The organism is Micromonospora vinacea (genome assembly GCF_015751785.1).
Classification (GTDB): Bacteria; Actinomycetota; Actinomycetes; order Mycobacteriales; family Micromonosporaceae; genus Micromonospora; species Micromonospora vinacea.
In genome coordinates this window covers 4,196,086-4,217,473 of record NZ_JADOTY010000001.1, presented here as the reverse complement: position 1 = coordinate 4,217,473, position 21,388 = coordinate 4,196,086, and the positions used below count along the sequence as shown (strand labels likewise).

General features: G+C 71.6%; 19 protein-coding genes. 9 read left to right on the top strand and 10 right to left on the bottom strand.

Annotated features, from left to right (window positions below):
* Positions 1-48 precede the first annotated feature (48 nt).
* Positions 49-195 (bottom strand): hypothetical protein, encoded by a 147-nt coding sequence (locus tag IW249_RS19905; protein WP_167457721.1) that lies wholly within the window; start codon positions 193-195, stop codon positions 49-51.
* Positions 196-301: 106 nt separating this feature from the next.
* Positions 302-1,162 carry a peptidase M23 gene (locus tag IW249_RS19900; RefSeq protein ID WP_196922134.1) on the bottom strand — a complete coding sequence of 287 codons (861 nt, stop codon included), beginning with the start codon at positions 1,160-1,162 and terminating at the stop codon, positions 302-304.
* Positions 1,163-1,583: 421 nt separating this feature from the next.
* Between IW249_RS19900 and IW249_RS19895 the strand changes: the two genes are divergently transcribed.
* From IW249_RS19895 to IW249_RS19885, 3 genes are read left to right on the top strand one after another with little or no spacing between them, the layout of a single operon-like run.
* The gene (locus tag IW249_RS19895; protein WP_091401570.1) at positions 1,584-2,504 is read left to right on the top strand and encodes a proteasome assembly chaperone family protein; all 921 of its coding nucleotides are present in this window, start codon (positions 1,584-1,586) and stop codon (positions 2,502-2,504) included.
* A 37-nt stretch (positions 2,505-2,541) separates the two neighbouring features.
* Positions 2,542-3,339 (top strand): exodeoxyribonuclease III, encoded by a 798-nt coding sequence (locus IW249_RS19890; RefSeq protein ID WP_196922133.1) that lies wholly within the window; start codon positions 2,542-2,544, stop codon positions 3,337-3,339.
* 17 nt (positions 3,340-3,356) lie between these two features.
* Positions 3,357-3,674, top strand: coding sequence for an antibiotic biosynthesis monooxygenase family protein (locus IW249_RS19885; protein WP_196922132.1), 318 nt, complete (start codon positions 3,357-3,359; stop codon positions 3,672-3,674).
* 179 nt (positions 3,675-3,853) lie between these two features.
* Here IW249_RS19885 and IW249_RS19880 read toward each other — a convergent pair whose 3' ends face one another.
* The gene (locus tag IW249_RS19880) at positions 3,854-4,654 is read right to left on the bottom strand and encodes a class F sortase (RefSeq protein ID WP_231393795.1); all 801 of its coding nucleotides are present in this window, start codon (positions 4,652-4,654) and stop codon (positions 3,854-3,856) included.
* A gap of 118 nt (positions 4,655-4,772) precedes the next feature.
* Positions 4,773-5,438 carry a hypothetical protein gene (locus IW249_RS19875; RefSeq protein WP_196924867.1) on the bottom strand — a complete coding sequence of 222 codons (666 nt, stop codon included), beginning with the start codon at positions 5,436-5,438 and terminating at the stop codon, positions 4,773-4,775.
* A 130-nt stretch (positions 5,439-5,568) separates the two neighbouring features.
* On the opposite strand from IW249_RS19875, the gene trmB reads away from it, so the two are divergent.
* The 4 genes from trmB (at position 5,569) to IW249_RS19855 (ending at position 10,806) form a co-directional block, all read left to right on the top strand.
* Positions 5,569-6,276 carry a tRNA (guanosine(46)-N7)-methyltransferase TrmB gene (gene trmB / locus IW249_RS19870; RefSeq protein WP_372432981.1) on the top strand — a complete coding sequence of 236 codons (708 nt, stop codon included), beginning with the start codon at positions 5,569-5,571 and terminating at the stop codon, positions 6,274-6,276.
* 112 nt (positions 6,277-6,388) lie between these two features.
* On the top strand, positions 6,389-8,902 hold the full coding sequence (locus IW249_RS19865) for a DEAD/DEAH box helicase (protein WP_196922129.1): 2,514 nt from the start codon (positions 6,389-6,391) through the stop codon (positions 8,900-8,902).
* Positions 8,903-9,058: 156 nt separating this feature from the next.
* Entirely contained in the window at positions 9,059-9,703 is a 645-nt protein-coding gene (locus tag IW249_RS19860; protein WP_196922128.1) for a hypothetical protein, read from the top strand.
* Between the two features lie 209 nt (positions 9,704-9,912).
* On the top strand, positions 9,913-10,806 hold the full coding sequence (locus tag IW249_RS19855) for a type IV toxin-antitoxin system AbiEi family antitoxin (protein WP_196922127.1): 894 nt from the start codon (positions 9,913-9,915) through the stop codon (positions 10,804-10,806).
* Positions 10,807-10,957: 151 nt separating this feature from the next.
* Here IW249_RS19855 and IW249_RS19850 read toward each other — a convergent pair whose 3' ends face one another.
* From IW249_RS19850 to IW249_RS19835, 4 genes are read right to left on the bottom strand one after another with little or no spacing between them, the layout of a single operon-like run.
* The gene (locus IW249_RS19850) at positions 10,958-11,905 is read right to left on the bottom strand and encodes an ABC transporter substrate-binding protein (RefSeq protein WP_196922126.1); all 948 of its coding nucleotides are present in this window, start codon (positions 11,903-11,905) and stop codon (positions 10,958-10,960) included.
* Positions 11,905-12,855, bottom strand: a complete 951-nt coding sequence (locus tag IW249_RS19845; protein ID WP_196922125.1) for an ABC transporter ATP-binding protein — start codon at positions 12,853-12,855, stop codon at positions 11,905-11,907. Before IW249_RS19845 ends, IW249_RS19850 begins: the two co-directional genes overlap by 1 nt.
* 19 nt (positions 12,856-12,874) lie before the next feature.
* Entirely contained in the window at positions 12,875-13,948 is a 1,074-nt protein-coding gene (locus tag IW249_RS19840) for a FecCD family ABC transporter permease (RefSeq protein ID WP_307788646.1), read from the bottom strand.
* Complete coding sequence (locus IW249_RS19835; RefSeq protein WP_196922124.1) at positions 13,945-14,991, bottom strand: FecCD family ABC transporter permease; 1,047 nt, start codon at positions 14,989-14,991, stop codon at positions 13,945-13,947. Before IW249_RS19835 ends, IW249_RS19840 begins: the two co-directional genes overlap by 4 nt.
* A gap of 141 nt (positions 14,992-15,132) precedes the next feature.
* On the opposite strand from IW249_RS19835, the gene IW249_RS19830 reads away from it, so the two are divergent.
* Positions 15,133-15,492: a YciI family protein gene (locus IW249_RS19830; protein ID WP_196922123.1), complete on the top strand. Its 360-nt coding sequence runs from the start codon at positions 15,133-15,135 to the stop codon at positions 15,490-15,492.
* 12 nt (positions 15,493-15,504) lie between these two features.
* On the opposite strand, the gene IW249_RS19825 is transcribed toward IW249_RS19830, so the two are convergent.
* Positions 15,505-15,897, bottom strand: coding sequence for a cytidine deaminase family protein (locus IW249_RS19825; protein ID WP_196922122.1), 393 nt, complete (start codon positions 15,895-15,897; stop codon positions 15,505-15,507).
* A gap of 143 nt (positions 15,898-16,040) precedes the next feature.
* Between IW249_RS19825 and hrpA the strand changes: the two genes are divergently transcribed.
* Entirely contained in the window at positions 16,041-20,102 is a 4,062-nt protein-coding gene (gene hrpA / locus IW249_RS19820; protein WP_196922121.1) for an ATP-dependent RNA helicase HrpA, read from the top strand.
* A 40-nt stretch (positions 20,103-20,142) separates the two neighbouring features.
* On the opposite strand, the gene rfbB is transcribed toward hrpA, so the two are convergent.
* Positions 20,143-21,183, bottom strand: coding sequence for a dTDP-glucose 4,6-dehydratase (rfbB, locus tag IW249_RS19815; protein ID WP_196922120.1), 1,041 nt, complete (start codon positions 21,181-21,183; stop codon positions 20,143-20,145).
* Between the last annotated feature and the right edge of the window lie 205 nt (positions 21,184-21,388).

Here is a 21,388-nt window from a genome sequence, read left to right as displayed (position 1 = left end):
AGGTCTCCCCAGGGGTGGGAACGGTGGACAGGGCGGCCGATGGGGCGGTCAGCGGCGGCGGTTGGACAGCCGGGCCGCCAACCCCTTCAGCTTCTGCTGGTTGCCCGGCTTGGCCATCTCGCGGCGACCTCGCTCGACCAACTGCTGACCCTTCGGCGATCTCAGGAACGTGGTGATCCGCTGCATCAGTGACATGGCGTCCTCCTGTCGATGGTCCCGTAGTCATGTGTACCCCGAACCCGCAACACATGTACCCGGGATGCGACAGCCTCAACCCTGACCGTCCATAGTGGGCGGTAGGTTACCGCCCCGCCGGCACGATGGCGTCAACGACCCGGGTGGCCCGCCACTCGTGCTGCTGGTAGTGCTCGGGGTACGCGGAGACCTGCACTGCCTGGGCGGCGTCGGTGAGCCGCATCCGCTGCCAGCCGGGCACCTGCTCCAGCGCGCTGAGGAACTGCCGGGTGGCGAACTCTGGGTCCATCAGCCGCCCCACCGGGCCCCAGCCGCTGCTGGACCGCTGCTGGAACAACCCGACCGAGTCATGGTCCCAGCCGACGCCCTGGTGCGGGTAGTCCTGCGACTCGGGCAGTACGCCGCTGGCCACGTTGTAGAGATTGCTCTCCTGCATGGCGGTGGCCACCGCGATCACCAGACCCCGGCGCGGCACCCCCATCTTGCGGCCGGTCCGGACGATCGCCTCGGCGTTCTCCATCTGGTCCTCGTCCAGCCCGGCGACGGGTGCCGGGTCGGTCGGGCGCGCCGGGGCGACAGTGCGGGCCGCCGCTGTGGTGTCCGGGTCGGTGGCGCTCGCCGCGACGGACGGGGCGGCGGCGGAGGCGCTCGGGGCAGCCGTGCGGTCGAGGGAACGGGAGGCGCGCTGCTGCTCGGCGCGCTGCGCCAGTTCGGCGCTGGAGAGCGATCCACTCCGGGTCGCCGCGTCGGCGTCCTCGTTCCGAATCTGGACGACGGCGGTCAGACCGAGGCAGCACACCACACCGGTGGCCAGCGCCAGCTGTGCCCGGCGTCGACCGGTCAGGTCCCGGGCGTACGCCCGGAGCCGGCTCGCGGCGGTTGTCCGTTCGGTTGAGGTGCCATCCTCCGTATCGGTAGTGGGGCTGCTCGGGGCGTACGGGTCGTCGAGGGTGCCGTCGTCACGCATCAACCGAGGCTAGGCAGGTGCAAACCCCGATCACGCACGGTGATCACGTGGTGCTCGACACAGATTTGCCTCGTGCTGGTGGACGACCCGGGCGGGTCGACCCGCCCGGGGAACGAACCTCGCGTACCGGATGAAGCTGGCGGCGCACGCGGGCCGGCACGGCCCGGGACAGGCCCGGACATCCGACCTCCGAGCCTGACATGATCGACAAACTCGGCCTTTGGGCCGAACGATCCCTCGGCCGATCGGCCAAAGGGGCTTGGCCTGGTGGCGTAAACAGACGATTAGTCCGGTCACGCCCACCACCCGGCCAACGGATCGCCCGGCGCAGGAATGCACCAGGATGGCGGGTACGTTGCCCGAACGGGTGCCCTCCGTCGCGACGGCGCCCCGCAGGCACATTTCAGGGAGGTCCGCACCGGTGCTCGACCCACACGAGCTCTACCAGCTCACCGACGATCTGCCCGACCTCGGGCAGCCGGTCCTGATCCAGGCCCTCACCGGGTTCGTGGACGCCGGGAACGCCAGCCGACTGGCGCGTGAGCAGCTACTCACCTCGCTGGAGGGTCGGCCGATCGCCACCTTCGACGTCGACCAGCTCTTCGACTACCGATCGCGACGACCAGTGATGACCTTCGTCGAGGACCACTGGGAGAGCGTCGACGCGCCCAAGCTGGAGCTGCACCTGCTGCAGGACGACGACGAGACCCCGTTCCTGCTGCTCACCGGCCCGGAACCGGACCTTCAGTGGGAGCGTTTCGTGGCCGCCGTCGCCGGGCTCGCCGCCCGGTTGGACGTCCGGCTCACAGTGGGGCTCAACTCGATCCCGATGGCGGTCCCGCACACCCGGCCGACCGGGGTGACCGCGCACGCCACCCGCCCCGAGCTGATCGCCGGCTACGAGCCCTGGCTGCAACGCGTCCAGGTGCCCGGCAGCGTCGGTCACCTGCTGGAGTTCCGCCTCGGCGAGCAGGGCCGCGACGCGCTGGGCTTCGCCGCCCACGTGCCGCACTACGTGGCGCAGACCGAGTACCCGGCCGCCGCCGAGGTGCTGCTCACGTCGGTCTCCCGTAGCACCGGGCTGCTGCTGCCCGGCGACGGGCTGCGCTCGGCCGCCGAGGTGGTCCGGGTGGAGATCGACCGGCAGGTCGCGCAGACCGAGGACGCCGCGGCCCTGGTCCAGGCCCTGGAGGAGCAGTACGACGCGTTCGCCCGGGGTCGGGGCGAAAAGAGTCTGCTCGCCCCGGACGCCGGCCCGCTGCCCACCGCCGACGAACTGGGCGCGGAACTGGAACGGTTCCTGGCCGAACAGACCCGCCCCGGCGACACCCCGGGCAGCTGACCGGGCGTCGCGGCGGCGGATGCGGCAGGCTGGGGGCATGCGCCTGGCGACCTGGAACGTCAACTCGGTGAAGGCCCGCCTACCCCGGCTGCTGGAGTGGCTGGCCGACACCGGGCCGGACGTCGTCTGCCTGCAGGAGACCAAGTGCCCCGACGGCGCCTTCCCGGCGACCGAGGTGGGCGCGCTGGGCTACACAGTGGCCAGCCACAGCGACGGTCGGTGGAACGGGGTCGCCATCCTGTCCCGGGTCGGGCTGGGCGACGTCCGGGTCGGGTTCGCCGGTGAGCCCGGTTTTCCCGAGCCCGAGGCCCGGGCCATCTCCGCCACCTGCGACGGGGTGCGGGTCTGGTCGGTGTACGTGCCCAACGGCCGGACGCCGGACGACCCGCACTACGCGTACAAGTTGGCCTGGTTCGCGGCGCTGCGCGACGCGCTGGACGCGGAGCTGGCCGGCGGGTTGCCGCTGGCGGTCTGCGGCGACTTCAACGTCGCCCCGACCGACGCCGACGTCTGGGACCCGGCGGTCTTCACCCACTCCACGCACGTGACCCCGGCCGAGCGGGCAGCCCTCGCGGCACTGCGCGACCTGGGCCTCAGCGACGTCGTGCCCACTCCGATGAAAGGCCCCCACCCCTTCACCTACTGGGACTACCGGGCCGGCATGTTCCACCAGAACAAGGGCATGAGAATCGACCTGGTGTACGCGTCCGCGCCGTTCGCCCGAGCCGTCCGCGCCGCGTACGTGGACCGCGAGGCCCGCAAGGGCAAGGGCCCCTCCGACCACGCCCCGATCGTGGTCGACGCGGACCTGGTCCCGGCGGTCGAGACGTTCTGAGTGGCTAGGGTGGGCAGATGGCAGTCGTGAAGATCAACGCAATCGAGGTCCCGCCCGGTGGCGGCGCTGAGCTGGAGAAGCGGTTCGCCGCCCGGGCCGGCACGGTGGAGAACTCCCCCGGCTTCCTCGGCTTCGAACTCCTCCGCCCGGTGGCCGGCGAGACCCGCTACTTCGTCTACACGAAGTGGGAGAGCGAGGAGGCGTACCAGGCGTGGGCCGCCGGCCCGTCGCGCGCAGCCCACGCCGCCGCCCCCGGCGAGAAGCCCCGTCCCCCGGTCTCCACCGGCGCCAGCCTGCTGGAGTTCGAAGTGGCGCTGCACGTCCCACAGCCCTGACCACCCCGCTCCGCGATCTTGCACTTTCTGTCGACCTGCGGGTGCCGCCGGCTTGATCCACTCGGGTTCACGGAAACCGCGGTGACCGGGTCGGTCCGGCACCTCGACTTCAATGAAACCGAGTCGATCAAGCGGCAGCTGCCGGCCTGGCGCGCAGCCGACCAGGCGAGCGGGCGGTCTCAGGACTTGCGGGAGGACTGGAGGGTGGCGAAGGCGATGACGTTGTCGGCGTAGCCAGTGCGGCCCCCGATGAACTGGCCGCCGCAGGTGATCAACCGCAGCCCGGGTGGCCCGTCGTGGCCGTAGATCCGCTCGGCGGGCAGCTGGTCCTTCGGGAAGTGCTCGACGGTGTCGACCCGGAACACCACCACCGACTCGTCCGCCCGGGCCACCTCGATCAGGTCGCCGGGGTGCAGCTTGCCGAGGTCGTAGAAGACCGACGGGCCGCTCTTCGTGTCCACGTGCCCGACGATCACGGCGGGGCCAGGCTCGCCGGGTGTGGGCCCGCGGTCGTACCAACCGGTCTCGTTGTGCCGTTCCAGCGGCGGTACGGCGATCGAGCCGTCCCGCGCCTGCCCGACGGGCGCCACCGGCGCGGCCACCTTGATCGCCGGCACCGACAGGCGCACGGGCCGACTGGCCGACAACCCGACCGACTCACTGCGGGCCGGCCGGTCACCGCCGGTCGGAGCCAGGTCGAACGGGCCGACCGAACGGCCCAGCCCCGCCCCGGTGGCGAAGACCCCGGCCAACACCAACACCACTGCCAACGGTACGGACCAGGGGCTGCGGCCGGACGGACGACTGCGCCGGGGGGCGACGGCGGTCGGCGGGCGCGCCGCAACGGACGGGCGGTCGGGATCCGGCGGGCGGTCGGGATCTGGCGGGCGCTGGCGATTTGGCGGGCGCTGGGGACCTGGCGGGCGTTCGGAGTCCGCCCAACCGTCGTCCACCGGCAGCCGAACGTCATCGGGCGGCAAGGCAGGGCGGCCGGCGAACGGCTGGCGGGCACCGTCAGGCGGTGGGGCGGGACGGCCAGGGAACGGCGGGCGTGAACCGGCCGGCGGCGGCGTGGGGCGGAAGATCGTCATGGCGGGCTCAGCGACGCGTGGCGGCTCGGGGGCGGCGGAACGCCATCACGGCGAGGATCAGCCCGGTGATGGTCAGTGCCGCGCCGCCGGGCAGCAGCAGCTTGCCGGTCATCCCGCCGCTGCTCCCACCGAACCCGGTCGCCGGACCCCGACTCGGCTGGTTGGGGATCTTCTTGACCACCTGGAGCATTGTCGAGGCGGTCTCGCCGTCGCGGCACTCCAGCTTGACCCGGTAGTTGCCGGGGCGGGTGCGCTCGCGGACCATCGGCGCGGCGGTGAGCACCCCGCGCTGGGGTTGCACGCCGACCGCCCCGAAGGCGTCGGAGACCACTGTGGCGCCGACCGAGTTGTCCCGACAACTGGCCCGGATGCCGACCAGGTAGCCGGGCTGCACGGTGCTGGGGCTCACCTCGACGAAGATGTCCACCGACGGCGCCGGTTGGGGAGCACTTCCGGGCGGCCCTCCCGGCTGCGGCGCGGGCGCGACGGCGACGGCCCGCTCGGCCGCGACGGCGACACCCCGCTCGGGCGCGGCAAGATCAGCCCACTCGGGCGCGGCACGAGTGGCGAGGGCATGCTCGGGTGCGGCGAGGGCGGGCGTGGCGGCCAGCAGGGGGCCGGCGAGCACTGTCACCAGCGACAGGGTGACGACGCCGCGGGTCACTCTCACGATGCCCCCTCTCGACGCCGTGCGGCCGGGTCGGGCAGTGGAGCACCCGACCTGCCGTACCAGTTGGATCCTCTCATTTCCGGTCGCACATCACATCCGATCCGGCGGCGGCGTCGCGTACGCTCGGGTCGCTGTGACCGCCACCGACCATGACCCCGCCGTCCCGCCCGCGAGCCGGACGATCCGCACGTTCCACCCCCGCCGGGGTCGGATGAGCGACCGGCAGACCGACGCGCTGAGCCGGCTCTGGCCCGCGTACGGCCTGGATGTGCCGGACGGACCTGTGGTGCCCGTCGACCTGGCCGACCTGTTCGGTCGTCGGGCGCCCGTCGTGCTGGAGATCGGCTCGGGCATGGGCGACAGCACCGCTGCGATGGCTGCCGCCGACCCGGATCGAGATTATCTGGCGGTCGAGGTGCACACGCCGGGAATCGCCAACCTGCTCCACCTGGTGGAGCGCGGTGCCCTGCGCAACGTGCGGGTGGCGCAGGGCGACGCGTTGTCGCTGGTCAGCGGCTTGCCCGAGGGCGTGTTGGACGCTGTGCACGTCTTCTTCCCGGACCCGTGGCCGAAGTCCCGCCACCACAAGCGGCGGATCATCCAGCCGGCGCACGTGGCGCTGCTACGGTCCCGGCTGCGCTCCGGCGGCATGCTGCACTGCGCGACCGACTGGGCCGAGTACGCCGAGGCGATGCGGGAGACCCTCGACGCGGACCCGGAGCTGGTGGACGCGTACGGCGGCTTCGCGCCGCGGCCGGCGCACCGCCCGCTGACGAAGTTCGAGCGGCGGGCGATCACGGCCGGTCGGCCAGTCGTCGACCTGCTGTACCGCCGACCGTGACCGGCGAAACGCCCGAACCGCAACGCGGGGGCACGTTCCGGACGCCCGGACGGGGGTCCGGTGCGGGCCGGGTTGGCGTACCGGGGCATGATCCAGGCACCATGGACAGGCTATGACGCTCACCGCCGCGCTGCCGACAAGCGCCGACCCCGACACCCTCTTCGACGCGTTCGCCGGCTGGGCGAAGGAGCGCGGCCTCGACCTCTACCCCCATCAGGAAGAGGCGGTCATCGAGATCGTCTCCGGCGCCAACCTGATCATGAATACGCCCACCGGCTCGGGTAAGAGCCTGGTGGCGATCGCCGCGCACTTCGCGGCCCTCGCCGACAGCCGGACGACCTTCTACACCGCGCCGATCAAGGCCCTGGTGTCGGAGAAGTTCTTCGCGCTCTGCGAGGTCTTCGGCGCCGAGAACGTCGGCATGCTGACCGGCGACGCCAGCGTCAACGCCGACGCCCCGATCATCTGCTGCACCGCGGAGATCCTGGCGAACCTGGCGCTGCGCGAGGGCACGAAGGCCGACGTCGGCCAGGTGATCATGGACGAGTTCCACTTCTACGCCGAGCCCGACCGGGGCTGGGCGTGGCAGGTGCCGATCATCGAGCTGCCGCAGGCCCAGTTCATCCTGATGTCCGCCACCCTGGGGGACACCACCCGCTTCGTCGACGACCTGACCCGGCGCACCGGGCGGCCGACCGCCGTCGTGCGCACGGCCGAGCGGCCGGTCCCACTCATCTTCTCGTACGCGATGACGCCGCTGCACGAGACACTCGAGGAGCTGCTGGAGACCAAGCAGGCCCCGGTGTACGTGGTGCACTTCACCCAGGCCGCCGCACTGGAACGCGCCCAGGCGCTGACCAGCGTCAACGTCTGCACCCGCGCCGAGAAGGACATGATCGCCGAGGCGATCGGTGGTTTCCGGTTCACCGCCGGCTTCGGCAAGACGCTTTCCCGGCTGGTCCGGCACGGCATCGGCGTGCACCACGCCGGCATGCTGCCCAAGTACCGCCGCCTGGTGGAGACCCTCGCCCAGGCCGGCCTACTCAAGGTCATCTGCGGCACCGACACCCTCGGCGTCGGCATCAACGTGCCGATCCGCACCGTGCTGTTCACCGGCCTGTCCAAGTACGACGGGGTCCGTACCCGGCTGCTGAAGAACCGGGAGTTCCACCAGATCGCCGGGCGGGCCGGCCGGGCCGGTTACGACACCATCGGCCGGGTCGTGGTGCAGGCCCCCGAGCACGTCATCGACAACGAGAAGGCCCTCGCCAAGGCCGGCGACGACCCGAAGAAGCGGCGCAAGGTGGTCCGCAAGAAGCCGCCGGAGGGTTCGATCGGCTGGGGCCAGCCCACCTTCGACCGACTGGTCGACGCCGAACCGGAGCCGCTGACCTCCAGCTTCCAGGTCAGCCACTCGATGCTGCTCAACGTCATCGGCCGGCCCGGGGACGCGTTCACAGCGATGCGGCACCTGCTCACCGACAACCACGAGGAGCCCGCCGCGCAGCGCCGGCACATCCGCCGGGCGATCGCCATCTACCGGGCGCTGCGGGCCGGCGGGGTCGTCGAGGAGTTGCCCGAGCCGGACGAGACCGGCCGGCGGATCCGGCTCACCGTCGACCTCCAGCTCGACTTCGCCCTCAACCAGCCGCTCTCCCCCCTCGCGCTGGCCACCATCGAACTGCTCGACGCCGAGTCCCCGTCGTACGCGCTCGACGTGCTGAGCGTGATCGAGTCGATCCTCGACGACCCCCGGCAGATCCTCTCCGCGCAGCAGTTCAAGGCGCGCGGCGAGGCGGTCGCCGCCATGAAGGCCGAGGGCATCGAGTACGAGGCGCGCATCGAACTGCTCGACGAGGTGACCCACCCGAAGCCCCTGGCCGAGCTGCTGGAGGCCGCGTACGAGATGTACCGGCAGGGTCATCCCTGGGTCGCCGACCACCAGCTCTCCCCCAAGGCCGTCGTCCGCGACATGTACGAGCGGGCCATGACCTTCACCGAGTACGTGCAGTTCTACGGGCTGACCCGCTCCGAGGGTCTCGTCCTGCGCTACCTGGCCGACGCGTACAAGACGCTGCGCCAGACCGTGCCCGAGGACGCCAAGACCGAGGAACTGATCGACCTCATCGAGTGGTTGGGCGAGCTGGTCCGCCAGGTCGACTCCAGCCTCATCGACGAGTGGGAGCGGCTGCGCAACCCGTCCGACGTGGCCGAGGTGGCCCAGGCGCACGCCGCCCTGACGGATCGGCCACCGGCGGTGACCCGCAACGCGCGGGCGTTCCGGGTGCTGGTGCGCAACGCGCTGTTCCGCCGCGTCGAGCTGGCCGCGCTACGCCGCTGGGACCTGCTCGCCGAGTTGGATGCCGAGGACGGCTGGGACTACGACGCGTGGGCCGACGCCCTCGGGCCGTACTTCGAGGCGTACGACTCGATCGGGGTCGGGCCGGACGCCCGGGGTCCGGCACTGCTCATGATCGAGCAGGGTCGGGAGCGGTGGACCGTACGGCAGATCTTCGACGACCCGGACGGCGACCACGACTGGGGCATCAGCGCCGAGATCGACCTGGCGGCCTCGGACGAGGTCGGCGCGGCGGTCGTTCGGATCACCGACGTCGGCCAGCTCTAGCGAGCGTCCCGACAGGGGGTCGTCCGTACGCCGGACGGCCCCCTTTGTCGCGTCTTCCACACCCCTTCTTTCGCTGGGCGATGTCAGACCCGTCGATTAGAATGTATGTACTAATCGAGTTCCTGACCTGCAGGATTACGACCCGGGAGGACGCCCGTGACCGCTCCCGCCTCCACACCCCTCACCCCCTACGCCACACTGCTCGGCTTCACCCGCTACGTCGACCGCACCGGCCCCACCAAGGCGACCTTCGTCGGCGGGCTGCGCAAGCAACGCGCCAGCCGGTCCGGCTTCAACCCGCACGGCCAGTTCGTCAAGGCACTCAAGGCCGACATCGCCTTCCACACCGGCGGCACCCACCTGGCCGGGGTGGCCGACATCGTCAAGCCACGCTGGCGCCCGCTCTACCAGGCGCTCGTCCCCGGCGCCACGACCTGGTTGCACTCCCTCGGCGAGCCAGCCGCCATCGATCTCGCCCAGACCCGCGACGCCCTGGCCATGCTGGGTGACCTGCCCGTCAAGATCAACCCCCACTTCGGGGTACGCCACGCCGACGGCCGCGCCGAAGCGGTCCGCCTGCACTTCGACGAGGCCCCACCGAGCGAGGAGTCGGTGCTCGCCACCCTGCACCTGATGGCCCGTCACATGGACGCGGTGCTCCCGCACGCCGAGCCGGTCCTGGTCGACGTTCGCCGCGGCCTGGCCCACCGCATGCCCACCGACGCCAAGCCCGACCAGATCGAACGATGGCTCTCCGGCGAGGCCGCCGCCTTCCGCGCCATCTGGTCCACCGCCGCCTAACCCCACCCCCGCCCCACCCTCCCCCACCCACCCACCCACCCACCCACCCGGCCGGCCAAGATCCGCGCAACTTCGGGGATGCTGCTGTCTCGCGTCGCGAGAAGGCAGCAAGAACAGCGAAGCTGTGCGGATCTTGGCGTTCAGGCCTTTGGCCGGGGGTTATCCACAGGGGCTGCAGGCGAGCGCGAACGCCGGTCATGGTGTCTGTCATGCCTCTTTCCCCACGACGGCCGGCGAGTCTGCAGGGACGCGTCTTCCGCGGTTCCCGCGTCGTTGCCCAAGGCCTGCTGACCCGGACGGAGCTGCGCAGCGCGGCATGGCGTCCGCTGTTCAGGGACGTCTACGCCGATGCCCGGCTGGCGGTCACCCACCGCACTCGTTGTACCGCCGCGGCACTGTGGGTTCTGCCACCGGGCGCAGCGATAGCCGGTCGCAGTGCCGCGGCGCTCTACGGCGCGGCGTCGGTCGCCAACCACGAGCCCATCGATGTGCTCGTGCCCGCCGGCAAGCGGTTCGGTCCGGTCTCAGGGCTCGTTGTGCACACGGGTGCGATCGCCGCGACCGACGTTGCGGTACGTCAGGGCATCCCGCTGACCACGCCGACGCGCATCTGTTGGGACCTCGCCCAGTGGCTACCAACGGAGGACGCCGTCGCCGTCGTGGATCGCCTGGCCAGCCAACGGCTGGTGACGCTCCCTCGACTGCGCGCGGCCTCCCGAGCACGGATCGGCGACCGGGGCTGGAAGCGGATGGTGCGTGTCGCTGAGCTCGCCGACGCGGGCGCGGAGTCGATCCCGGAGTCCCAGCTTCGCGTGCGAATAGTGCTCGCCGGGGTGCCGGCGCCCGTGACGCAGTTCGTGGTCGAGCGCGATGGAAGGTTCGTGGCCCGTCTCGATCTGGCGTGGCCGCACCTCAAGGTCGCCGTCGAGTACGACGGGGTGTGGCACGACGATCCCGAGCAGTTCCACCGAGACCGCCGCCGCCTCAACCGACTGCTCGGTGAGGACTGGATCGTCCTGCACGTCACCGCGAAGCGGTTCCGCGAAGACTTCGACGGCTTCCTCGCCGAACTTCGTCAAGCCCTCCGGTCCCGCTCCCGCTGACTCTGCATAAGACCCAGACCCAGCAAGATCCGCGCAACTTCAGGGATCCTGCTGCCTGAACAGCTCACGAGGCAGCAGTTTCCCCGAACTTGCGCGGATCTTGGATGGTGTGCGCGGGGTGCGTCACGCCGGGTGGCCCTGGTGGGGTGTGTCAGGCGGCGGGGAGGTACTTGGCCAGGTCGTCGAGGATCTTGTTGGCGGCGCCGACGCCGATGCCGGTCATCCAGACCTCGTCGGAGACGGGGTACGCCTTGCCGGCCTTGACCGCGCCGAGGCCCTTCCAGAGCGTCCCGCCGGCGACCTTGGTCTGCTCGGCGGCGGCCTTGTCGCCGTACGCGGTCACGAAGATGACGTCACCGTCGACCTCGTTGATCCGCTCGGGGCTGACCAGGTCGAAGCGCTTGTCCTCCTTGTTGGCGAGCAACTGCCGCTCGGGGCGGCCCAGGCCGGTGTCGCCGATGACGATGCCGGAGAACGAGTCCGGGCCGTACACCCGGATGTTGCCCGGGATGAACCGCACGATCGACACCTTGCGGGCGGCGGGGTCGCCGAGCGTGGCGCCGAAGTCCTTGGCCCGCTTCTCGTACGTGGCGAGCAGATCCTTGGCCTGCTGCTCGCGGCCCAACGCCTTGCCGTCGAGGAGCAGGTTGTCCTTCCAGGTGATGCCCACCTTCTCGGTGAACACCGTGGGCGCGATGGCGGCCAGCTCGTCGTAGAACTTCTCCTGGCGGAACTTGCTGCCGAGGATGAGGTCCGGCTTCAGCGCGTTGATCGCCTCCAGGTCGGGCTCGGTGAGCACCCCGACCTCCTTGATGCCGGCGAGCTTGTCCGCGCCGAAGTACGTCGGCCAGCTCTTCGCCTCACCGGCGGTGGCGGCACCGACGGGCGTGATGCCCAGCGAGAGCGCGGTGTCGATCTTGTCGGTGTCGAGCACGACGACGCGCTTGGGCTCGGCCGGGACCTTGGTGGTACCCATGGCGTGGGTGATCTCCCGGGTCTCCCCGGTGGTGGAGCCGGCGACCGGGTCGCTCTCACCGCAGGCGGTGAGGCCGGCACCGAGGGCGACGGCCGCGGCGAGAGCTGCGACGAGACGACGCATCAGAGTCCTTTCGAGGGGTGCGAGCCGGCGAGCGGGTTGGCCGCGTCGCCGGTGGCGGGTCGGGCGTCCGGTACGGACGCCGTGGGCGAACTGGGGTCTTCGGCGTCAGCGGACGCGGCGACGGAAGCCGGAGCCGGACGGACAGCCGGAGCCGGAGCCGGAGCCGGAGCGCTGCCGCCGGTGTACGCGGGCACCACCAGCGGTGCGCCGGTCACCGGGCAGGGCACGACCACGCAGGCCAGCCCGAAGACGTCGCGGACCAGGTCGGCGGTGAGGATGTCCCGGGGCGGTCCGGCGGCGACCACGGCGCCGGCGCGCATGGCGACGAGGTGGTCGGCGTAGCGGGCGGCCTGGTTCAGGTCGTGCAGCACGGCGACCACTGTGCGGCCCCGCTCGGAGCGCAGCCGGTGCAGGAGGTCCAGCACCTCCACCTGGTGGGCCAGGTCGAGGAAGGTGGTCGGCTCGTCCAGCAGCAGGGCGTCGGTGTCCTGGGCGAGTGTCATGGCGATCCACACCCGTTGCCGCTGACCGCCGGAGAGGCTGTCCACCGGCCGGTCGGCGAGGTCCGTGACGTCGGCGAGGGCCATCGCCTGGTCCACAGCGGCACCGTCCTCCGCCGACCACTGCCGCCACCACCGCTGGTAGGGCTGTCGGCCGCGCCCGACCAGGTCTGCCACCGTGACGCCTTCGGGCACCAGCGGGCTCTGCGGCAGGACTCCGAGGCGGCGGGCGACCTCCCGGGTCGGCAGGTCGCGGATCGCGGTGCCGTCCAGCAGCACCGTGCCTCGGCGAGGGGTGAGCAGCCGGGCCATGGTGCGCAGCAGGGTGGACTTGCCGCACGCGTTGGGCCCGACGATCACGGTGAACGCGTCGGTGGGCAGGTCGAGGTCGAGCCCGTCGAGCACAGTTCGCTCGTCGTAGCCGGCGACCAGGTCGCGGGTGGAGAGCATCACACCACTCCTTGAGGCGTCACGACGACCGCCGCCGGCCGCGCAGCAGCAGGAAGATCAGGTACGGGCCACCGATCGCTGCGGTCAGCACACCGGCGGGTAGTTGGGTGGGTGCGAACAACCGCCGGCCGGCCAGATCGGCCAGCACCAGCAGGAGGGCGCCCAGCAGCGCCGCGCAGACCAGCGGTGGTCGTTCGGCGCGTACCAGTCGACGGGCCACCTGCGGGGCGACCAGCGCCACGAAATCGACGGCGCCGACCTGGGCGGTGACCATGGCAGCGACGAGTACGCCGGTGCCGGCGAGGCCGATCCGACGGGCCACCGGGCGCAGCCCGACGCCCCGGGCGGTGTCGTCGTCCAGGGCTGTGCTGTTCAGCGCCCAGCCGGCCCAGGCCAGCACCGGCAGCAGCACCAGCAGCGTGCCGGCGATCCAGGCGGCTTCGGTCCAGCCCTTGCCGGCCAGGGTGCCGATCAGCCAGATCTGCGCGCGCAGCCCGTCGATCGGGTCGGCGGTGAGCATGACCACCTCGGTGAGCGCCCGGAAGCCGAACGCGACCGCCACCCCGGCGAGCACGAACCGCTGCGCGGCCAGCCCGTGCCGGGCACCGAGGGCGAACAGCAGCACCGCCGCGAGCAGCCCGCCCACCAGCGCGGTGGGCGCCACCAGCACCGCGGCCATTCCGCTGGTCAGGGCCACTGTCGCGGCGAGGCCGGCGCCCTGGGTGATGCCGATGACGTCCGGGCTGGCGAGCGGGTTGCGGGCCACGCTCTGGATCAGCGTACCGGCCACGCCGAAGGCGGCGCCGGCCACGGCCGCCAGCACGACCCGCGGCAGCCGAAGATCAAAAACCACGAGGTCGTACGGCGTGCCGGCACCGGAGAGGGCGCGCAGCACGTCGGCCGGGGCGACGTACGGGGTGCCCAGCGAGAGGCTGAGCACGACGGCGAGCAGGAGCAGCACTGTCAACGCGGCGGCCACCAGCACCGCGCGACGGCGGATCAGCAGGCTGACCGGGCCGATCCGCAGCAGCGACCGCCCGGGCAGCCGAGCCGCGTCGGCACCAGCCGAGCCTGGGCGCAGGGTGGTGGTCACGCGGTCACCACCCGGGCGCGGCGGACCAGCACGGCCAGCAGTGGCGCGCCGATCAGGGCTGTGACGATCCCGGCCGGGATCTCGCCGGGCGGGGCGACGAGCCGACCGACGATGTCGGCGGCGAGCAGCAGCGCCGGCCCGAGCAGGGCGGAGACGGCGAGGGTCCAGCGGTGGTCCGCGCCGACCAGGGCGCGGGCCAGGTGCGGCACGGCCAGCCCGACGAACGCGACAGGTCCGGCGGCGGCTACCGCGGCACCGGTCAGCAGCACGGCGGCGAGGCCACCACCGAGGCGGACCAGGCCGATCCGGTGGCCGAGACCACGGGCCACGTCGTCGCCGAGGGCCAGGGCGTCGAGCCCTCGGGCAACCAGGGCAGCCAGCACCAGCCCGGCGAGGACGAACGGCAGCACCTGCGCGGCGACCGACAGGTCCCGGCCGGCCAGCCCGCCGACCACCCAGAAGCGGTACTCCTCGAAGGTGCGGGCGTCGATGCTGAGCAGCGCGTACACCCCGGAGGCCAGGCTGGCGTCGAGCGCCGCGCCGACCAGCGCGAGGGTGACCGGGCTGGCGCCCTCGCGGGCGCGGGTGGCGATGGCGAAGACCAGCAGCCCGGCGATCAGGGCTCCGGCGATGCCGAACCACACGTACCCGGCGAGCGTGCCGACGCCGAAGACGGAGATCGCGAGCACCACCCCGAACGACGCGCCCGCGCTGATGCCCAGGATGCGCGGCTCGGCGAGGGGGTTGCGGGTGAGCGCCTGGAACAGCACGCCCGCCACGGCGAGCGCGAGCCCGACAGCGAGGCCGAGCGCGGTCCGCGGCATCCGCAGCTCACGGACGATGGTGCTGGCGTCGCTGCCGTCCGGCGCGACGAGCGCGTGCCAGACCTGGTCGATGCCGAGTTGTCGGCTGCCGAGCGCGAAACTGGCCAGCACGGTGAGCAGCAGCACCAGCGCGGCCGCGACGGTGACGGCCACCCGGCGGCCGGTACGGGTGCCGGACCGGTTGCGGGCCGAGGTCGGCCGGGCGGCGAGGGTGATCACGAGTCTCCTGCACGTTCACGCTTAGGTTCGCCTAACCTTAGCCGCTCAGTTGAGGGTCACCTAACTGGCGCTCATCGATCCGCGACAGGCTGAGCAGGGCAGACGCCCGCGCAAAGGGCGCGGCGCACCTAGGGTTGGCTCATGCGATTCGACCAGCACACGGTCGTCCTGCTGACCCGACCGTCGGATCCGCCGGAGCTGCCGCAGGACGCGATCGACCGGTTGCAGGACGCGCACCTGGCCCACCAGGCGGGCCTCGTGCAGCAGGGGCTGGTGCTCGCGGCCGGGCCGTTCCTGCACCCCGACGACGAGCAGCTGCGGGGCTTCGTGGTGCTGTCCATCGCCCCGGACGAGGCACGCGCGCTCTTCGCCAACGACCCCGCCGTGCGGGCCGGTCGCCTGGTCGCGCGGGTCACATCGTGGCTGCTTCCGGAGGGCAACCTGCGGTTCGAGAGCGTGCCGGTGCCGCAGTCGATGCTGGAGGCGGCCTCCGGGGACTGACGCCGGGCCCGGTCAGCCGGCCGAGCCGCTCCCGGTATCCGCCGGCAACTCCCCGAGCGGGACCACCCGCAGGGCGTCCATCGGGCCGACGATCACCAGCAGTTCCGGGAAGTGGTCCCGCAGCACCTGCCGGCACCGGTCACAGGGCGCGACGACCTCGCGGCCGCGGTCGGCGACCGTGACGATCGTCTCCAACGCCGTGACGCCCTGGGTGGCGGCCGTGCCGATCAGGACCAGCTCGGCGCAGACCCCGCCGGTGGCGTGCTGGACGTTCACACCGGTGAAGACCCGCCCGTCCGCGGTCCGGGCCGCCGACGCGACAGTGTGGTGCTGGCTGCGGCAGCGCAGCTTGGAGACCGCGGTGGCGGCCTGCACCAACGCGCGGTCGGTGTCGCGCATCTCCATCCGGCTCCCCCAGCGCTCGACGTCGGCCGCCAACTCTAGGGCCCGCTCCTGGCCGTCCAGGGACGGGAGGTGGCCTCCGGAGAGCCGGCCGCTCGGTAACCCAGGGGCGGTGCGCCGCCGGGCTGCCTATCCTTGGGCACGACATGCAGAATCCAACCGCCTCCGTCGCGTCCGACCCCGTTCGCGAGCTGCACCGCCGCCTCACACCTCTGATGTTCCGCGACCAGCGCCGGCTCCAGCGGCGACTGGACGGTGCCCGCAAGCTGCGCGATCCGCAGCGTCGGGAGGCGGCGCTGACCGAGATCACCGCTGACCTGGTCCGGGCCGAGCAGCGGCTCGCCGCTCGCCAGGCGGCGGTGCCGGTGATCACGTACCCGGTGGGTCTGCCGGTCAGTGAGCGCAAGGACGACATCGCCGCCGCCATCCGCGATCACCAGGTGGTGATCGTGGCGGGCGAGACCGGCTCCGGCAAGACCACCCAGATTCCCAAGATCTGTCTGGAGTTGGGGCGCGGGGTGCACGGCCTGATCGGGCACACCCAGCCCCGGCGGTTGGCCGCCCGGACGGTGGCCGACCGGATCGCCGACGAGCTGGGCACCGAACTGGGCGACGTGGTCGGCTACAAGGTGCGCTTCACCGACCAGGTCAGCGAGCGCAGCCTGGTGAAGCTGATGACCGACGGCATCCTGCTGGCCGAGTTGCAGACCGACCGGATGCTGCGCCAGTACGACACGCTGATCATCGACGAGGCGCACGAACGCAGCCTCAACATCGACTTCATCCTCGGGTACCTGCGTGAGCTGCTGCCCCGACGACCCGACCTCAAGGTGATCATCACCTCGGCGACCATCGAGACCGACCGGTTCGCCCGGCACTTCGCCGGCCCACCCACCGCCGACGAGCCCGACGGCGTGCCCGCGCCGGTGGTCGAGGTGTCGGGGCGTACCTACCCGGTGGAGGTGCGCTACCGGCCGCTCGTCGAGCTGGCCGAGGGCGAGGAGGACGGCGACGACGACGAGAACGTCCGCGACCAGATCCAGGCGATCGGCGACGCCGTCGAGGAGCTGGCCGCCGAGGGCCCCGGCGACATCCTGGTCTTCCTCAGCGGTGAGCGGGAGATCCGGGACACCGCCGACGCGCTGGGCAAGCTGGTGCAGAAGAAGCGAACGCTACTCGGCACCGAGATCCTGCCGCTGTACGCGCGGCTGTCCTCCGCCGAGCAGCACCGGGTGTTCGCCGCGCACTCCTCGCGCCGGGTGGTGCTCGCCACCAACGTCGCGGAGACCTCGCTGACAGTGCCCGGGATCAAGTACGTGGTGGACCCGGGCACCGCCCGCATCTCCCGCTACTCCAGTCGGCTCAAGGTGCAGCGGCTGCCGATCGAGCCGGTCTCCCAGGCCTCGGCCAACCAGCGCAAGGGCCGCTGCGGTCGTACGTCGGACGGCATCTGCATCCGCCTCTACGACGAGCAGGACTTCCTGTCCCGGCCCGAGTTCACCGACCCGGAGATCCTGCGGACCAACCTGGCGTCGGTCATCCTCCAGATGACCGCGATCGGGCTCGGCGACCTCGCCGCGTTCCCGTTCATCGACCCACCGGACAAGCGCAACATCACCGACGGCGTGAACCTGCTGCACGAGCTGGGCGCGTTGGACCCGACCGAGGCCGACCCGGCGAAGCGGCTCACCGCGCTCGGCCGGCGGCTGGCCCAGTTGCCGGTCGACCCGCGGCTGGCCCGGATGGTGGTCGAGGGCGAACGCAACGGTTGCGCCACCGAGGTGCTGGTGATCGCCGCCGCGCTCTCCATCCAGGACCCGCGGGAGCGGCCGGCGGAGAAGCAGGCCCAGGCGGACCAGGCGCACGCCCGGTTCGCCGACAAGGAGTCGGACTTCGTCGCCTACCTCAACCTGTGGCGTTACCTGCGCGAGCAGCAGCGGGAGCTGTCCTCCAGCGCGTTCCGGCGGATGTGCAAGGCGGAGTACCTGAACTACTTGCGGATCCGCGAGTGGCAGGACATCGTCAGCCAACTGCGGCAGGTGCTGCGTACCCCGCAGGAGGGTGACCGGCGGGGTGGGCGGGCGGCCCGCGACACAGCGGACGACGCGGACGCCCGCCGGGGTCGCCGGGGTGGCGCGGACCTGCCGGAGGAGATCGACACCCCGAAGGTGCACCAGTCGCTGCTGCCCGGCCTGCTGTCACACATCGGCCTCAAGGACGCCCAGAAACACGAGTACCTGGGGGCGCGGGGCGCGAAGTTCGGGATCTTCCCCGGGTCGGCGTTGTTCAAGAAGCCGCCGCGTTGGGTGATGGCCGCCGAGCTGGTCGAGACCTCCCGGCTGTGGGGGCGCATCGCCGGCCGGGTCGAGCCGGAGTGGGTCGAACCGCTGGCGCAGCACCTGGTCAAGCGCAGCTACAGCGAACCGCACTGGGAGAAGAAGCAGGCCGCGGTGATGGCCTACGAGAAGGTCACCCTGTACGGCGTCCCGCTGGTCAGCTCCCGCACTGTCAACTTCGGCCGGATCGACCCGACGCTGAGCCGGGAGCTGTTCATCCGGCACGCCCTCGTCGAGGGCGACTGGCAGACCCACCACCAGTTCTGGGCGGACAACAAGCGGCTGCTCGCCGAGATCGAGGAGCTGGAGAGCCGGGCCCGACGCCGGGACATCCTGGTCGACGACGAGACCATCTTCGGCTTCTACGACCAGCGGATCCCGGCCGACGTGTCCTCCGGCCGGCACTTCGACAGCTGGTGGAAGAAGACCCGCCGCGAGCAACCCGACCTGCTCACCTTCACCCGCGACCTGCTGATCAACGACGGCCGACCGGGGGTGGACGAGGACGACTACCCGGACGAGTGGCAGGCCGACGGGGTGAGCCTTCCGCTGACCTACCGGTTCGAGCCGGGCACGCCGGACGACGGCGTCACTGTGGACATCCCGCTGCCGCTGCTCAACCAGGTGCCGGCGGAGACCTTCGACTGGCAGGTGCCGGGGTTGCGCGAGGAGACGGTGATCGCGCTGATCCGCTCGCTGCCCAAGGCGATCCGCCGCAACTTCGTCCCGGTGCCGGACTACGCCCGGGCCGCCCTGGCGGCGATCACCCCCGGCGAGGAGTCGCTGCTGGACGCGCTCACCCGGCAGCTGCGCCGGATGACCGGGGTGACAGTGCCCCGCGACGCCTGGGAGCCGGGCAAGCTCCCGGCGCACCTGCGGGTGACCTTCCGGGTCCTCGGCGACGACGAGAAACCGGTCGCCGAGGGCAAGGACCTGCCGGCCCTGCAACGCCAGCTCCGCCAGGAGGTACGCCAGGTGGTGGCGGCCGCCGCACCGGAGGTGGCCCGCACCGGGTTGCGCGAGTGGAGCGTCGGCACCCTGCCCCGGACCATCGAGCAGGTCCGCGCCGGTTACGCGGTCACCGCGTACCCGGCGCTCGTCGACGAGGGCGCCACTGTCGGGGTGAAGGTGTTCGACTCCCCCGCGGAGGCGGAGGCGGCGCACTGGGCCGGCACCCGCCGGCTGCTGCGGCTCACCGTGCCGTCACCGGCGCGGTTCCTCCAGGGGCGGCTGGACAACGAGGCGAAGCTGGCGCTGAGCCGCAACCCGCACGGCGGCGTGCAGGAGCTGATCGAGGACGCGGCGGGCGCCGCCATCGACCGGCTGATCGGTGTGGCCGGCGGGCCGGCGTGGGACGCCGACGGTTTCGCGGCCCTGCGCGAGAAGGTCCGCGCCGACCTGGTCGACACGGTGGTCGAGGTGATGGACCGCGTCCGCAAGGTCCTCGCCGCCGCGTACGCCGTCGAGCAGCGACTCGGTGCGACCCGCAACCTCGCCGTGGTGGCGGCGCTGGCCGACATCCGCAGCCAGCTCGCCGGGCTGGTGCACGCCGGTTTCATCACCGAGACCGGGTACGCGCGCCTGCCCGACCTGCTGCGCTACCTCACCGCCATCGAGCGTCGGCTGGACCGGCTGGGCGGTAACCCGCAGCGGGACCGCCAGCAGCAGGACCGGATCGCTGTGGTGCAGAAGGAGTACGCCGACCTGCTCGCCAACCTGCCGCCGGCCCGTCGCCAGGAGACGGCCGTCCGGCAGATCCGTTGGATGATCGAGGAGTTGCGGGTGAACGTCTTCGCCCAGGCGCTGGGCACCCCGTACCCCGTCTCCGAGCAGCGGATCTACCGGGCGATGGACGACGCCGAGGGCCGCTGACCCGGCCCGGCCACGTCGGCCGGGCCGGGTCGCGGGCCAGTCAGCGTGCCTGGACGGACAGCGCCCGGCTGGCTGGAACGCCGCGCACCGAGCTGGTCAGCGCCGCACTGCGGGGCTCCGTGGCGGTGGGCGTCCACCAGGCGCGGTTCTCCCGGTACCAGTGGAAGACCTCGGTCAGCCCGTCCTCGAACCGGATCTGCGGCTCGAAGCCGAGTTCCTCGGAGATCTTGCGGAAGTCCAGCGAGTAACGCTGGTCCTGCACCTTGCGGTCGGGCACGTGCCGGACACGGTCCCAGCCCGCGCCGGCCAGCCGCAGGATCCGCTCGGTGAGCGCACGGTTGGTCAGCTCAAGGTCGCCGCCGATGTTGTAGACCTCGCCGGCGCGGCCCTTGGCCAGCACCAGCGCGATGGCCCGACAGTGGTCGTCGACGTGCAGCCACTCGCGCACCGCGCTGCCGTCGCCGTGCAGGGTGATGTCCTGACCGGTGAGCAGGCTGGTGACGAAGCGCGGGATGACCTTCTCCACATGCTGGTACGGCCCGTAGTTGTTGGCGCAGCGGGTGATCGAGACGTCCACGTCGTACGTGCGCCAGTAGGAGCGGACCACGTGGTCGCTGGCCGCCTTGGAGGCCGCGTACGGGGAGTTGGGTTCCAGCACGCAGGACTCGTTCCAGGAGCCCTCGTTGATCGAGCCGTACACCTCGTCGGTGGAGACGTGCACGACCCGGCTGACACCGCCACGCGCGCAGGCGGACATCAGGTGGTGCGACCCCATCACGTTGGTCTCGAAGAACGGCGCCGGATCGTCGATGGACCGGTCGACGTGCGACTCGGCGGCGAAATGCACGACCGCGTCATGCCCTGGCACGAGGTCGGCGAGCAACTGCCGGTCGCAGATGTCCCCACGGACGAACGTCAGGCGGGGGTGCGCGGCCGGCAGGTTGGCCCGATCACTGGCGTAGGTCAGCTTGTCGATCACCGTGACGTCACAGTCTTCGAACCCGACGTAGCGTCCGCCGAGCAGACTGCGCGCGAAATGCGACCCGATGAAGCCAGCGCCGCCGGTAACCAGGATCCTCATGTCTAGCCTCCCTGCCGGCGAAATGCCCGCCGGTGAGCTGTTACGAGATGAATGAGTAATTTGACCCGTGCAAGGCTCCACTTTAAGTGACCTGGTCGGACATCGAGTCCTATATCCCGAGCTTAAGGTCGATTTAACCCAGCAAGGACGAACGGGATGATCAACGCGGAACGGTCGGCTGGGCGATACGAACCATTCAGCCGAC